The sequence below is a fragment of the Chakrabartyella piscis genome (assembly GCA_030067835.1).
Taxonomy (GTDB): Bacteria; Bacillota; Clostridia; order Lachnospirales; family Anaerotignaceae; genus Chakrabartyella; species Chakrabartyella piscis.
The window spans coordinates 2,024,281-2,039,069 of record CP092441.1; the positions used below are offsets into that span (position 1 = coordinate 2,024,281).

The 14,789-nt window shown below is 40.0% G+C and carries 19 protein-coding genes; 2 read left to right on the forward strand and 17 right to left on the reverse strand.

From position 1 onward, the window contains the following. Window positions 1-86: 86 nt before the first annotated feature. The 16 genes from MJY40_RS09160 to MJY40_RS09235 all read right to left on the reverse strand — a co-directional run bounded on the left by MJY40_RS09160 (window position 87) and on the right by MJY40_RS09235 (window position 11,943). Window positions 87-1,613, reverse strand: coding sequence for a hypothetical protein (locus MJY40_RS09160; protein ID WP_317853943.1), 1,527 nt, complete (start codon window positions 1,611-1,613; stop codon window positions 87-89). Window positions 1,614-1,874: 261 nt separating this feature from the next. Next, entirely contained in the window at window positions 1,875-2,348 is a 474-nt protein-coding gene (gene tnpA, locus MJY40_RS09165; protein ID WP_317853944.1) for an IS200/IS605 family transposase, read from the reverse strand. A gap of 181 nt (window positions 2,349-2,529) precedes the next feature. Continuing rightward, a complete protein-coding gene (locus MJY40_RS09170; protein WP_317853945.1) occupies window positions 2,530-2,772 on the reverse strand; it encodes a DUF2577 domain-containing protein in 243 nt (80 codons plus the stop codon). A 32-nt stretch (window positions 2,773-2,804) separates the two neighbouring features. Continuing rightward, on the reverse strand, window positions 2,805-4,709 hold the full coding sequence (locus tag MJY40_RS09175) for a tape measure protein (RefSeq protein ID WP_317853946.1): 1,905 nt from the start codon (window positions 4,707-4,709) through the stop codon (window positions 2,805-2,807). Continuing rightward, window positions 4,685-5,131 carry a hypothetical protein gene (locus MJY40_RS09180; protein WP_317853947.1) on the reverse strand — a complete coding sequence of 149 codons (447 nt, stop codon included), beginning with the start codon at window positions 5,129-5,131 and terminating at the stop codon, window positions 4,685-4,687. The genes MJY40_RS09175 and MJY40_RS09180 overlap by 25 nt, the downstream gene beginning before the upstream one ends. 19 nt (window positions 5,132-5,150) lie before the next feature. After that, window positions 5,151-5,618, reverse strand: a complete 468-nt coding sequence (locus MJY40_RS09185) for an HK97 gp10 family phage protein (protein WP_317853948.1) — start codon at window positions 5,616-5,618, stop codon at window positions 5,151-5,153. 96 nt (window positions 5,619-5,714) lie between these two features. Next, on the reverse strand, window positions 5,715-6,878 hold the full coding sequence (locus MJY40_RS09190) for a PBSX family phage terminase large subunit (RefSeq protein WP_331488157.1): 1,164 nt from the start codon (window positions 6,876-6,878) through the stop codon (window positions 5,715-5,717). Window positions 6,879-7,007: 129 nt separating this feature from the next. Then, on the reverse strand, window positions 7,008-7,877 hold the full coding sequence (locus MJY40_RS09195) for a sigma-70 family RNA polymerase sigma factor (RefSeq protein WP_317853950.1): 870 nt from the start codon (window positions 7,875-7,877) through the stop codon (window positions 7,008-7,010). After that, window positions 7,874-8,248 (reverse strand): hypothetical protein, encoded by a 375-nt coding sequence (locus MJY40_RS09200; protein WP_317853951.1) that lies wholly within the window; start codon window positions 8,246-8,248, stop codon window positions 7,874-7,876. Before MJY40_RS09200 ends, MJY40_RS09195 begins: the two co-directional genes overlap by 4 nt. 263 nt (window positions 8,249-8,511) lie before the next feature. Continuing rightward, a complete protein-coding gene (locus MJY40_RS09205) occupies window positions 8,512-9,393 on the reverse strand; it encodes a hypothetical protein (RefSeq protein WP_317853952.1) in 882 nt (293 codons plus the stop codon). A gap of 13 nt (window positions 9,394-9,406) precedes the next feature. After that, window positions 9,407-9,658, reverse strand: coding sequence for a hypothetical protein (locus tag MJY40_RS09210; RefSeq protein WP_317853953.1), 252 nt, complete (start codon window positions 9,656-9,658; stop codon window positions 9,407-9,409). 89 nt (window positions 9,659-9,747) lie between these two features. Further along, on the reverse strand, window positions 9,748-10,188 hold the full coding sequence (locus MJY40_RS09215) for a terminase small subunit (RefSeq protein WP_317853954.1): 441 nt from the start codon (window positions 10,186-10,188) through the stop codon (window positions 9,748-9,750). 412 nt (window positions 10,189-10,600) lie between these two features. Continuing rightward, window positions 10,601-10,864: a Mor transcription activator family protein gene (locus MJY40_RS09220; protein WP_317853955.1), complete on the reverse strand. Its 264-nt coding sequence runs from the start codon at window positions 10,862-10,864 to the stop codon at window positions 10,601-10,603. Continuing rightward, window positions 10,848-11,276, reverse strand: coding sequence for a hypothetical protein (locus tag MJY40_RS09225; RefSeq protein ID WP_317853956.1), 429 nt, complete (start codon window positions 11,274-11,276; stop codon window positions 10,848-10,850). Before MJY40_RS09225 ends, MJY40_RS09220 begins: the two co-directional genes overlap by 17 nt. Then, complete coding sequence (locus MJY40_RS09230; RefSeq protein WP_317853957.1) at window positions 11,276-11,686, reverse strand: hypothetical protein; 411 nt, start codon at window positions 11,684-11,686, stop codon at window positions 11,276-11,278. The genes MJY40_RS09225 and MJY40_RS09230 overlap by 1 nt, the downstream gene beginning before the upstream one ends. Window positions 11,687-11,748: 62 nt before the next feature. Next, a complete protein-coding gene (locus MJY40_RS09235) occupies window positions 11,749-11,943 on the reverse strand; it encodes a helix-turn-helix domain-containing protein (protein WP_317853958.1) in 195 nt (64 codons plus the stop codon). A 198-nt stretch (window positions 11,944-12,141) separates the two neighbouring features. Between MJY40_RS09235 and MJY40_RS09240 the strand changes: the two genes are divergently transcribed. Then, window positions 12,142-12,654: a helix-turn-helix domain-containing protein gene (locus MJY40_RS09240; protein ID WP_317853959.1), complete on the forward strand. Its 513-nt coding sequence runs from the start codon at window positions 12,142-12,144 to the stop codon at window positions 12,652-12,654. A 165-nt stretch (window positions 12,655-12,819) separates the two neighbouring features. After that, entirely contained in the window at window positions 12,820-13,836 is a 1,017-nt protein-coding gene (locus MJY40_RS09245) for a tyrosine-type recombinase/integrase (RefSeq protein WP_317853960.1), read from the forward strand. Window positions 13,837-14,097: 261 nt separating this feature from the next. Here the strand turns inward: MJY40_RS09245 and MJY40_RS09250 are convergent, their stop codons facing one another. Further along, on the reverse strand, window positions 14,098-14,784 hold the full coding sequence (locus MJY40_RS09250; RefSeq protein WP_317853961.1) for an MgtC/SapB family protein: 687 nt from the start codon (window positions 14,782-14,784) through the stop codon (window positions 14,098-14,100). Window positions 14,785-14,789 lie beyond the last annotated feature (5 nt).

Consider the following 14,789-nt stretch of genomic DNA (forward strand, 5'->3'; position numbering starts at 1 on the left):
GATACCCCCTTTTGAACTAAGTTCAGTTTCTATGAACTATTATAAACTATTGGTTACCAATAGTCAAGGGGTGCTGAATATTTACATTAAGATTCCTTTTTCTTGACCACCATAATCACCACTAGAGCCCCCAACAATGCAATTTGAATTAGTTCATACAAGTCCATTGAACTTGCTTCAGGCTGTTCAGGCACGATGGGTGCATCAACTGTAACAGGTGCTTCCTGTGTGTTGGCATTCACAACAATGTTGTACCCTTCTTCCGTGACCTCGAAGATACAATCTGAATTGTTTGCTTCTATCTTCATGTTCTTTTGGGTAGGCTGTGCATCGGTTGCCGTGGGAGTAGGTACAGAAGGTGCTTCAATGATGATGGTATCTGGTGCAGGAACGCTTGTGGAAGGCTCTGATTTCAGTTCAGTGGTGTAATAGTTGTTGACTGTTGCTGTGGGACTTGCCCCTGAATAGTCTGTGTTCACATCTGAATTATCTTCATTGCTGTATGAATTATCATTGGTAGTTGTGGTATTACTTGGAACAATGACTGGTGCATCATTGTCATCCTTATCCGCTTCAGGTGTGGGTTCTGGTGTAGGTGTAGGTTCAGGTTTGACTTCTGGTTCTGGTTTTGGATCAGGTGTGGGTTCTGGTTCTGGTTCAACTTCAGGTTCAGGGGTAGGTTCTGGTTCAGGCTTTTCCACATACTCTATCTTCCAGTATGTAAAGTGGTCAGAACTTTCAGTGGCAAATTGGTCTTCAATCCAACCAAGAACAATCACTTCTTCCTGCCCATATATGCCTTGAATGATGGATGTTTTCATTTCAGGTTCAAATGTGCCTTCACTGGCTACATCTGCACCACCATTAGGGGCGGTGTTATATATGATTTTGGTATTGTCCAAGGTTAAAGAACCGCTATTTGAAATTGCACCGCCAATTTTTCCTGATTCATTGTCAATGATGGTGCAACCTTCAATATGGCAAGTCGCTTCAGCATTACCAATGTTGATTGCACCACCACGCTCCACCGATGAACCGCCTTGTAACACACAATCCACTAGATTCAGTGATACTTCCCATGTTACGGCAATATGCCCACCAGTGCTTGATGAATTATCTTGGAATGTGCATCGTTCCAAGTAGGTGTTGCCACTTCTGATTTGCATTGCACCCCCTGCATAGGGGTTATGGCAATTTATGAATGTGCAGTCATAGAAGTAGGCTTCCCCATAGGCTATGACGAAAGAATCAGATTCAATATCTGCACCGTCAAAGGTTACATTGTCAAATTGGCATGAAGCACCAGGTTCTGAAGAATAAATCAGTCCTGTATCACTACCAGTGTCCATTCGCTTCAGTGTCAAGTGCTTATCAGGATAACCCAATGCAACACCATCGTGAATGTCAATGTACGCTGCAATACCAATAGTGTCACCGTCTTCAGCTTCTTCCATAGCAAGGCGAAGTTCGTCAAAATCATGTACTTGAATGATTTCTTCTTCCTGCTCTGCATCCACTGCTTGCACCTGCACGATGGTACAGGTAAAGAACACCATCACCAAAGATAGTGATAGTAAAATGTGTTTCCATTTTCGTTGATTTGTCTTTTTCATTTGAATGTTCCTCCGTAAAGTATAATAGGGTTGATTTGACATCATATCCTATTATACTACGGCATTCTACTGATTGTCCTGCCATAACGGCACTATTGGGAGTGCAACTACACACCCCTACACAAATCAAAACCACCAGTTGAACTGGTGGTTTGAACTACCCCTATAAGGGGTTATCTCTTGTGGTAGCCTCTTAAGAGGCACTGAAAAGTCTGACAATCACATGACTATTACTGACTGCCCCCTTACCCGGGGGCTATTTTATTTGTCCTCTTTACTCTTATTACCCGTAAACGGGTCAATATACTCTTTCAAGCTGATTTGATCTTCTATAATATCCTCCTGCAATTGGTTTCTTATATATTCTTTTATTGTATTTTCATATTTTCCAACCGTATCAACATAATATCCTCTGCACCAAAAATGCCTGTTTCCATACTTATATTTTAAATTTGCATGTCTATCAAATATCATAAGACTGCTTTTACTTTTTAAAAAACCCATAAATTGCGATACACTTAAATGTGGCGGTATTTCCACTAACATGTGAATATGGTCTTTACAACATTCTGCTGCTATAATATTAACTTTTTTGCGTTGACATAATTCTCTTAATATCTTTCCTATGTCTACTTTGATTTTTCCATATATTTCTTGTCTTCTATATTTGGGTGCAAAAACTATATGGTATTTACATCTCCAACTCGAATGTGATAAACTGTTTATGTCTTTCATGACAAAACCTCCTATGTTTTATATCGTGGTTGCCAGACCAACTTTATTTTAACATAGGAGGTTATATTTTTACTGTAAGAATTTTGCCTACCACCAGTAAAACTGGTGGTTTAATCATGCCTATTCGGCGCCAATAAAACCCCACCACAAGCCTGTATTTGGCTCATGGTGGGGTTGTCATTTAGCAGTGTACAATTCCATCTAAAACCAAGTATTTTTGACCACCCTGCATTTGTACCAAAACCATTTCTTCCCCAATGGTCAATCCACAAGTGCTTATATTTCTGGTCAACATCAACTGTGCTGAAGATAAGGTCATCTTGTCATCAATTTTGATTTGAAGTGGGGACGAACTCACCACCTTCCCAAAAACAATCTTGGTTGGGTTGGAAGAATCTACTGCTTCCAGTGCTAACTTTTTCATTAGCTTGTTGATCTCATTGAATCCTTTGGGCATTACTCATGCACCCCCTCTGCCGATTTTGCCATTGCTTCATTGACACCTTCTGCAAGGTAATCAACCATACCGTCCAGATCCATGGTAGAAGTAACACTGTTGTTATTAGTCATGTGTACCTGAATTTCTGCTGTGGTATAGCGGTTCACAGTGTCCTGCTCTGCCAAATCTCGAAGGTATTTCATATCTTCTCCAGTGACTGCAACACTGTCAGCAATATCGCCTGTGTTACCTGCAATGGTGTCAAGGTTTGCGTTCATAGCAGCAAAGGTTTCATTTTCAGCAACCGCATTTTTTGCAGCAATATTGGCTTGCATTGCATCAATTTCAGCCTGTCTTTCAGCAGTTGCATTGTATGCATTGGTTTGCATCTGATATAGGCTGTCATCTCTTGCAGCAATTTGACTTGCAATCTCATTGGAATAGTTTGCAAGTTCTGTATTCCGTGTTGCTTTTGCAGCCTGGTTTTCCAATTCAGCGGTAGTCCCAAAGGATACCTGTGCAATCGCATCAATGGACACACCAGGGATTTTGTTGATGATTCCAATGAAGTCATTGATAATGCCAATCGCACCATTGACCATATTTTGCAGAATCATCAATGTTCCTGCTTTCATATCGCCCATGAAATTCTGAATGTTGGTGCTGACTGTGGCGAACATCAACTGAAATTCATTGAACTTGTTCATTACCCAATAAACACCTGTCATCAGTCCAATTTGCACCCAATCCCAGGCGGTCAGAATGCCATTCATTGCAATTTTCCATGCAACTTCTACACCACCAACGGATTGAACCCACTGATACAGAACACCAATCAGCACACCCACAATCAATGCAATCCACGTCAAGGGGTTTGCCAATAGGGTGGTGAAAAAGGCTTGTGCTGCACCGTTTGCAATCCATGTGGCTGCTGTTTGAATGCCCAATGCTACTGCGTAGGCAGTTACTGCTCCTGCCAAACCAAAGAATATAGGTTCTAGGGTTGACCAGTTATCATGAATCCACCCTGCACCCTGTGCAATCGTTTGTAAGAGCGGTTGGAAGGTCATCAGTAAGTCATTCTGAATGCCTGTCCACGCTTGGGCAAATGTAATCGGCATTGCTGCAAAGGTTGCGTTGGTATCTTCAGCAGCATAGAACATAGCATTCTTGATAACATCTGCCGTGATGACACCTTGGGAAGCCAAATCTTTAATGTTGCTTACATCAATATTTTGTACTTCTTCCAAGTATCGCTGAATGTTTGCAACAATAGGGGAAGCGTTGTCAAGCAAGGCATTGAGTTCCTCGCCCTGTAACACACCTGCTGCCATGGACTGTGTAAGCTGAAGCATAACAGAATCTACACCCTGTGTGGAAGTACCTGCAACAACCATTTGTTTGTTCAACTGCTCTGCAAAGTACAGTAGTTCATCATTGGAACTGAAGGCATCACCTGCTTGCATTCCCAATTTGGCAATCATATCTGCTGTGCTTTGATAGGATGCTCTGGTGTTTTGGGCAACATCGAAAATATCTTGCTGTAATGCTTCCACCGAACCGCCATCATCCACAATCAAATTCAATCGTGCTTCTGTCTGCATCATCTGATCCGACAAATCAAGCACCTGTGATGCTGTGTGCAAACTTGCATAGGCTGCAGCTGCACCCAGGATTTTATTGGTAAACCCATCCATGGAAGATTGATTTTGCCGTGTGCTATTCTCAATTTCATCCATTTGGGCATTCACAAGGTCAAGAGAACGTCTTGCTTCATCAATCTGCGAAGTGTCAAACCCACGATTGATAGCACCATCCACATCATTCAATGCGTTAGCCATCTGATCCACAACATTGATGATATTATGTAACGGTGCTGACATTCTGTCTACAAAGTTCATTTGTGTATAAATACTAGCCATGGTTTACACCACCTTTCCTTTTTGTATTTTTTCAAAACTTGCCGTCTGGTAATTTCCCATTTGCAAGCAGTTTCATAGATTGCCTTTTGTGAATCATATAATTTGACTTTGGATAATTGTCGAACCAATTCAGCATGGTTCATTTTCTCCATGGAAGGGGCAAACACCTTCACGAAATTGTCAAACCCTCGTTCTGTCAATAGTTGCTGATTTGGGAAGGTCATAATTGCCTTTATCACTGGCAAATATCGTGCCATCTGCTGATCACCGCTGTTGAACAGATAAATACCTTCCCTTGTGATGGTCATGAAATCTGTGCATTGTGTGCTTTTGAAGGTTATTTCTTGCATCCATCGTTGATTTACATACGCAAAGTTCACTGACCACAAATGGGGGTTGATTACTTTGATATTTGGATTCATTGTTTTCACCTACCTTTCGTTATTTGAAGCATTCTCCTAATTTTTTCTGGATTTTCTTTTCTAAGATTGCAGGTGCAGCACGTTCAATTTCCTGTTCAGAAATCGTCAGCATAAATACACCTGGTTTCCACCCTTTGCCACCTCTGGTTCTATGACCAAATTCAACATAGGAAGCATATTCAATGGGGTTCACAATCTCAATTTGATATGTGCTACCAGTTTTCTTTACTTGTAGGGTCTTTGCGTAGTTCGCACCACTTGAAGCCTTTTCACCAGTCCAACCACGTCTTAAAGTACCGCCAACAACCCCAGGTGGACAGTTTTCAGGCTTTCTAACAGGGGTTCTTTTGATGACCTTGGCAAGTAATCGTGCAGCCAATTCCTTGGCACACGATTCAATGAAGGTTTGCATTTCAGCTTCAGTGGTTTGAAGCGATTTTTGAAGTTTTTTCAAATCATTAAAGTTACATCCACCGTTTCTTGACATTATTTTTCACCTACCTTTCTATGCCAAATTGTGGCATCATATTTACAAACCCTTGATTTCAAGGGGTTTGCACGTTCTTTTGTTACTATCGTGTTATTATTTGAAGCTGAATGTTTCGCCCTTGCTCATGGATTCCAGTGCATAACGCATTGCATCCATAAGGTGGTTGAAGTCATCAATAGGGGAATTCAGCTTCTTCCCAAATTTATCTGTTGCCCAGATATAGTTTGAAATCTCTGTCAGGAAGTTCACGCACTGTGGGTGAATGATGATTTCAAAATCCTGAATGAAGTCAATGCCATTGTTCACGCTGTCCTTGCCTTTTCTAGCACCCTTGACCTTGGACAAACCAAGTTCACGCAAGCGGTCAATGGATTTGGGTTCAGCACAATCAGCCGTGATTTTCTCTTTGGAATATCCCATGGAAGTGACTTCTTTGTGAATGGCTTCATTGCTCATACCTGTCTGGTACATTTCATCGAACACATACAGTTTCTTTCCAACCAGGTCAACCATACCACACCAAAGTGCAGAAGGGTCATTGGTATAACCAAAGTCAAGACCAAATGCAGACTTGATTCCTGCAATTCTCTTGATGTCTTCCAAGTTGAAGGCTTTTTCTGTCCAGTTCTCAAAGACCAGACCGTCCACAATGCCCCAATTACCAAGACCTGCAACAGAATACCGCCTTGGGTTGTTTGCCTTCATGGTGTCAAATACCTTCTTGTCAGCAGCATCCAACCATTCATTGCACAAGTAGTTTGTGGTCAAGGCAAGAATATCAGGGTCAGGTGGTGCATCAAAGAACCGCTTCTTCATCCAGTGGTGTTCATTCCATGGGTTGAAGGTCAATGTGATTTGCTTGAACAAATCTTCATCAACCTGACCACGGATGGATTCATCCAGAATGTCGAAGTCTGCTTCATTCATGATCTCATAACTTTCTTCAATCCACATCCAACAAAGTGAACCAACGTCCACTGTGATTGATGTGACCTTCAAAGGGTCATCCAGACCCCTGAAATACACCTTTTGACCTGTTGGAAGGTATTCAAGCTGCAAAGGGGATTCAGTGATTTTCCAATGTTCGCCCACACCAAGTCTGTTGATTGCCCATTTCAGTTCTGTGAAACAAGAATCTTTCAGGGTTCTGAAGGTCTTTCTGACCACCAGAAGGTTTGCACCCTTGTACTTCATCATGTTTGTGATGTACCAAATTGCTGTGGTCTTGGATTTCTTGGAAGCACGGCTTCCTTTCACTACTCTGTATCTTCCCTTGAAGTGCCAGAATTTGTTGTACCCTTTGCCGACTGTCTTCTTCAAGGAAATATCTGCACTATCCATGTTATTTCTCACCACCTTTCTATTGATTGCCGAGTAGGAAAACAACTAAGAAATTAAATATTTTTCAATTCTGCTGTTGATTTCATCTAAATGAAGAATAACTTTTTCAGGATTTCTGTGGTATTGAATATCATTCTTTTGCATCATTAAATCCTGAATTTTCTCATTGACTGACAGCGTATATAAGTTCATCAACTGTTTTCCTGCAAAACTATTTCTTATTTTTTGGAAAGCATCAAGTTCCATTTGGGAAAGTCTTGAAACTGAATATCCTGTTTCTTTTGATATGCTAGTAAGTGTCATAGTTTCTCCAAAAAGACCATAATGTAGCAACAGTAAGTATGCTGCGTTAAATTCCACCTTCATCTTTTTTAGGATGTAATTGGGGTCAATAGTTATAACGTCATTTGCGTTTGATAAGTTACCACCGAACACCAAATCAAGCATCAATAGCAGGTCATTTCTTAAATGATGTTGGTAATCATCTTCAATAAAATGATCAACAGAAGGGAATGTTTCAGATGCTATCGAATCAACTAACATTTCCGAAGATTCTTCACCAGGATAAGTGTGCTGATAAATGCTAAATATTGAAATATCATTTTTATCAACAGAAGATTTGTAACCTCTTGGTCTGTTATTCCTAATCACATTTCTAATTGCAAACTCAACTGCACCGTAAGCGTATGTACTGAACGAACAGGTACACATTTCACCCTCTAGTTCATCAAGAAGTTTTACAAATGCAATCCAACCTTCTTGTTGAAGATCTTCTTCATCCAATCCAACCTTTGCAGCAGTCATTCTCCATTTATAGGCTAACCTTATCATATAGGGTTCAAAATTCTTGTAAAGCAAATTTACCGCTTCAACATCCCCTGCACTATATTGAGAAATCAATTCTTTGTCTGTCATTGTTTGTCACCCAAGATGTAAAGTTCAGGATAAAGATATTCTGATAATTTCAAAATGAAATGCTTGTTAATTCTGACAATTCTACTTTTATCTAAAAAATATTGCTGTCCTAACACATAACAGGGAGTATTATTAAAGAAATGCGAAAAGGAAATTTCAAAATTCTTTGCAGGAAAGTCTTCTTTAACTTTTTTTAACGCTAATTGCAGCTTATTTGCAGATACGGCAACATCTTGTTTTATATCATCTGGCACTGTTGGTTCACTTAATAATGACAAGTATTGTTGGAAATTTTTAATTTCATTTTTAGTCAACACCATGATTGCTGCAATAATTGGCTTTTCTGAAGTGTGCATCCATGCCGCTTTCATCTTCGTACACCATCCTTTCTATGAAATAGGGGAACAGGTATGGCATTCCTGTTCCCCTGTAAAAGGTGTTGCGTGTAATAATCAATTCACAAATACATTTTTCACCTGGTTCAGTCCAGTTCAATGTGTCTTTCAGCTACATCCGAAATACCAAAGGGAAGGAAAATCATTACACAATAATTCTTGCACCAAGGAAATCAAAGGCTTTAGGGGTGATTTGTCACTAATGCGACATTATCAGCCTTTGAAAATCGACTTTCAAATTAGTCCTGACTTGGTGCAGGGTTGGTTGCTGTATATAGCTGACCATTTGCATCAAATCCACCAGGGACATTGTGACCACCGTTGGTAGCGGAATTGCTGCCAGTGGAAACAATATATTCCTGTCCATCATCATTGATGGAATTTATCAGATAGTCAAAAATTGTTGCATTGTTTACGATGTTTTCAACACCAACATCATGAGAATAGGCATCAATGGGGATAGAATACCCGTTGCCGTTGATACGGATAATGTCAGCACCAGGGGTACGCTTGCTAGTGAATAGGGATTCAGCATCGGCATTCAGTTCTGCAAGAGCATTCATCACACTTTCTACCTTGCAGAATTGACCAAAGGTTTTAGGGAAAATGGTATCTCCATTATAGCCATTGAATGTAATGACCTTGGTTTCAATCATTTTTTTGAATTGCTTCATGGTGTTGTAATCATAGATAACATCCTTCAGAATGCAGTGCAACTCTGTGTCAATCTCCTTTGCATCTGTGGGGGTAATCTTTCCTGCATAACGCTCATCGTCCAGTTCCATCTTCAAGAACTCTCGTGCATTAGCAATTCTGGCTGCATAGTCAGCAGGTGTCTTCACATCATCAAGTAAAAGGTCTTTCTTTGCCTGCTCTGTGACGGTTTCCAGAAGCAGCTTCAGCTTTTGGTTCAGCAGGGTATCATATCCCTTCCAGTCTTCCATAATGGCTGTCATAGCTTCACCAATGGTCTTGCGTAGTCCATCAGGGGTGAAGCGGTTGGCATAGGAAGGAACTTTGAAGGGTTCAAGCACTGCTTTGATTGCATCACCCTGAATTGTGGAATTTTCATTATAGGCTGTGATCAGGTTCTTCACCTGGTCTGCTAGAGTGTATTTCATTTTCGTCATCCTTTCAAAATGGGTTGTTCAGCAGGGGTTGTCCATCTCCTGCTCTTTGTGAATTTATTTGTTTGTAGATGGTATCTATCTTGGAATGATAGAACTTTTGGACTTTGTTCAACATCTGTTTCTTTTCGTGATCAGATATTTCAAGCATGACCATTCCAACCTTTTTGTGGGTGGTGTATAGCACGGTTTTCTGCATCTGCCGTTTCTCACGGTGCAGTTTGCCAACCTGGTCAAGCTGTGCTTGTACGTCAATCAAATGACATCATCCTTTCTAAAAATTATGCTTCATAAATTGCAACCCTTGATTTTACAGGGGTTACAGGTTGTTTTGTTACTAGCGTGATGTTATTCATCGTCATCTTCATCCAGATCGTCATGAATTACCACTGGAATAGGGGCGGTGATACTGACCGTATCTTTGAACAAACCAAATCGTTTTCCCAGAAGTTCAGCAGCCTTCAAGCGTTCACGTTCATCAGGTGATTTGACCATTTCCCTTGCTTCAGAACATCCATCACCAGTGCCTTCCACAACAACCACGGTTGCCTGTGCTTCACCTCTCATGACAGAAGTTAGATATTCCATGATTTCCTTTGCATCTGCTGTTTTCTCGTTGTGAATTGCTTCAAGCTGCTGTTCAATATAGGTTTTCATGCCACTATTTGCAACCATTTTATGTGCATTACCCCTTGCAAACCGTGCTGAATACCCTGCACGAATAGCAGCCTTGGTTGCATTGCAATCAATCAAGTATTCATCACAAAACCTGCGTTGTCTTGCATTCATTCATTTCACCCCTTTCCTGTGTCATTGTCTTCATGTATATTATAGTTCTTTTTTTGGCTATATGTAAATATTCAAACAGAATTTATGGGTGGAATTATATTTTTACCGACATCCTTGGTGTTCCGCTGTTCAAGCGTTCAAGGTTATTTTCATTACTACTATATAATTATTTTTTAGCGTAAATTTACACTGTTTTTTCTTTAGTGTTTATAACTCATTTTTACCTTGAATGCCCTTGAACACTTGAACACCGACAATCAAAAACCCTTATATATCAAGGTTGTTCAATGTGTTCAACGTGTTCCACTGCTACCGATTTTTGAATATGTGACCTTGAACTTTTACGGCTGACCTTGAACAATTCATGAAAAAAATGACCTGCACGGCAATCTTTTGTCATGCAGGTCATTTCTTATATCGTTTTAATTTGTTCTGCGACTATTTTCGCAATTCTGTCTTTGCTCAATCCAAGCATCTTTGAAATTTCAAGATAGGGTTTTCCAGAACAGGATAAATTGAAGATGTAACGATCACGTTCAGCCATTGATTCAAAGACCAATGCTGTGGGATTATTGGAAACATAGATATACATTCCAGGGTAAAGCGTTTGTAGTTTTTTGGCAACATCTTCCCCCAAGTCTTGCTTCACCTGTCGAATATCAACGGTTGTTGGCACTAGGCAACACCCCCAATTTCTTGACAAAGACCCTGCATTTTTTGGATTTTAGCCGCGGAACACGTTTGTCTGCCACCTTGTAACCAAAATAGTTGCGTACTATTTTGGAGAACTCACCAATGACAAGTGGGGGTATCTTCAACCTTTCGCAATGATAAGTGTAATTTTCATAAACTTCATTAGTTGGGAAGCCGTCAATTTCAGCATTGGTGATCATCACGGCAATAAGTTCAAAGGACTTTTTATTGGTACGGATTTGGTAACTGTTCTGCCAGAATTTTGCTTTGAACTGCTGAATGCACTTGTGTTCATCCATGTTTTCAAAGCCAGGCATTCTTTGAAGAACATGAACTGCACTGTCATGAATAGCTTTATTATAAGCATCACGAAAGAGAATAGCGGATTTGTTCATCAGTTCACCGCCTTTCGGTGAAGGTAGCGAACTGCAACCTGCACAATATTCATGTCATTGCAGGAATGTTCATGTTTTAAGACGTTAACCATAATAGACCAAACTAAGGATGCTTTGAATGTTACACCCATATCATCAAGTATCTTTTGAATACGATGTAACTTCAACGCATGGTTTGCTTCAGTAGCATAACCATTCATGCTGATATAAGCGTGCTTTTGACTTGGTTCACCACTTAGTGCCTTGACCATTTCGTTGAAATAGAACAGGTCAAAGCCTGTTTTCATAGGACAAAATTCCTCTGTACCATCGACAAACAACATCACCAGTCCTGCATTCTCATTATCTGCTTTGAATTGCACCAAGTTGGCAATATTGATCTTTGCAAAATCTCTCATCATATTTTTCATTGTTATCAACCTTTCATTTTTGATTTCGTTGCTTTTTGTTTGCCCAGTCAGTGTTGCAGCACTTATTCAACCAGGTCTTCCACTTTACAATCTAAAGCCTTTGCAATTTTTCCAACAGTTGCTGTTCTTGGCTCAACTTTCCCACTGATCAGCTTCCCAATGGAAATTCTGGACACATTGGATTGCTCTGCAAGATCGTTGATTGAAAAACACTTATTTGCCAATGCAACGGTCAGTTTTTGAATGTTAACTTTCATTTTATCACCACCTTTCTGTTCTTTATGAATATCATTATAGTTCTGTATGTGTAATTTGTCAAGTGTTTTTGAAAACTTTTGAAAATTTATGTTTACAAACAGAACTCAATGTGCTATACTGTGTCTTAGAAAGATCCTTCTCCACAAGTCCCCAATAAGTGGTGTCTTCAAAATAATATTGAAAGTAGGTGAAAAATTTTGCAACGAGTAAATGACCGTATAAAAGAACTGCGTATCAAATTGCAACTAACTCAAGAAGAATTTGGTGAAAAAATCGGTCTTTCCAAATCAGGTATTTCAAACATTGAAAATGGCACACGCAATGTTTCTTCTCGCCACATTAAATTGATCTGCAATATTTTCAATGCTAACGAATCGTGGTTGGTTACTGGCATTGATGATGGTGAAAAGTTTCAAAAGTTGAGTGAAGGAATTGCCCACTTTGAACAGTTCAGAAAATATCTGATTTCACTTGGATATGCAATCAGTGTTGAAAAAGTTGATGAATCAGTTGAAAAAATCTGTGAAGAAATGAAATCTGCTAATGGAACAATTCTTGGTATTGAACAGATTCCTGTAACAGAACTCTATACCATCACATTGGAAAAGGACAGGGTGAAAACAACCTTGTCAGAAGAACAATTTGAAACGATGCAACAAAACATTGCAAAAGCAGTTGCCTTTGAACTGTTCAATGTAAATACGCTTTAATATTCACTAACTGCAATTAGTGGGTAAAAAAAGGAAGCCCCCAGGCTGCAACCCAGGGACTTCAAAAGCAACCAAATCAAAAATGAAAGCCGTCAAGCAATCAAGAAGTGGTTACTATCATTGTATCACTTCTTGCTGTAAAAATCAAGAAAGGAAGATACAATTATGCGTTCACCAAATGGATGGGGAACGGTTGCCAAATTATCAGGCAACAGAAGAAACCCCTTTGTAGTCCGAAAAACCAGGGGATGGAATGAAAAAGGTCATCCCATTTATGAAACCATTGGTTATTACCCCACTAGAGAAGAAGGGATGATTGCCCTGGCTGAATATAACAAGAACCCCTATGACGTTGATGCAAGCAAAATCACCCTTGCAGAACTCTATCAGCAGTGGTCAGAACGTGCCTTTGCTAAAATGTCAAAGTCTTCTATGGGTTCGCTGAAGTCAGCGTACAACCACACCAAACCGCTGTGGAAAATGAAGTATAAAGAAGTCAAGTCCTTCCATATGCAAGATGTCATTGACAACTGTGGAAGGGGGTATTCCACCCAATGGGCAATCAAAAACCTGTTCGGTCATCTGGACAAATTTGCCTTGGAAGTGGATGTCATCAACAAGGGATATGTTGCCTTAATCACCGCTGCACCAATTCCAGAAACAAGCAAAAAGCCATTCACTGATGAAGAAGTTTCTATGTTGTGGGAACGTCAAGGTGATCCATGGGTTGATTCAGTTTTGTTCCTGCTTTACTCTGGATATAGAATCAGTGAAATGCTAGGCATGAAGACCGAAAACATCAATCTGGAAGACCAAACCATGAAAGGCGGTGTCAAAACCGTAGCAGGTAAAGACCGTGTGATTCCCATTCATTCCAAGGTGTTGGATATAGCCGTCAGACACTACAACCAAGGCAATGAATATCTGTTCACCTACAATGGGAAGAAGCTGTCCACCTCTCAATACTACGTCTTCTGGAACAGTATCATGGATGGTTGTGGAATGCACCACACACCGCATGAATGCCGTCACACGTTCCGTTCAAGGCTTGACAGTGCAGGTGCAAACAAGGTCTGTATTGATCGCATCATGGGGCATTCTTCAGGCGGTACAGGGGAACGTATCTACACCCACAAGACACTGGCTGAATTGAAGCAAGCAATCGAATTGATTACCAAATAAACCAAGGGCATATTCTTTGAAACTTAACTTTCAAAGAATATGCCCTTGGTACTACCCTGTTACTAACAGGGGTGTTTTTATCCATTCTTATACAGTGAACAAAGTTCAACAACCCTTGAAAATACAGGCTTTTCAAGGGTTGCCAAAATGAACAAAATTATTATACCATATATTTCCTATGCTTCCCATAAATTCAGAAAATCGTAAAGAATTTTTTCTTTTATTTTATCAAAAAAGGAGCAGTTTCCCACTCCTTATACTTTACAGTTCTTCTACATGTTGTACAAACTCCATATCTCGTACACTACAAACAAAAGATTGTCGTTTACTACGATTGATTACATCTACACTGACCAAAGCATTGAGCACATCATCCTTACTTTTGCTCAGTTCAAAGTTATCAATTTTCACATTTTCTTTTTTCATTTCTTTCATAAATTGTGTGACAGCTTTGTTGTTTTCAAACTCTATGTACAAGTCAAAATATCTAGCATAATGCAAGCAAATATTTTCCACTTGTGTCAGCACTTTCATGGCAATCAGTGCAAAAATCAAAGCATAAATTGCACCTTCCACGAAGCCAACGCCAACAGCCAAACCAAAACAAGCACAAGCCCAAAGTCCTGCTGCTGTAGTCAGACCTCTAATTTGATTGCGACCTGTCACCAAAATGGTTCCAACACCCAAAAAACCAACACCACTAACCACCTGTGCACCAAGTCGTGTCATGTCCATATTCCCTGGGAAATTAAAATATACGTATTGTCCTGTGAGCATAACCACTGTAGAACCCAGACACACAAGAGTATGTGTTTTCATACCTGCACCACGTCGTTTCATGGTACGTCCTGTTCCAATGGCAAAACCGATTACTAGAGATAATGCCAAGCGGATAATGACTGCTTCATCACTCCAAACAGAAGCTGCTGCAACAAAATCTTCCCACATAACAA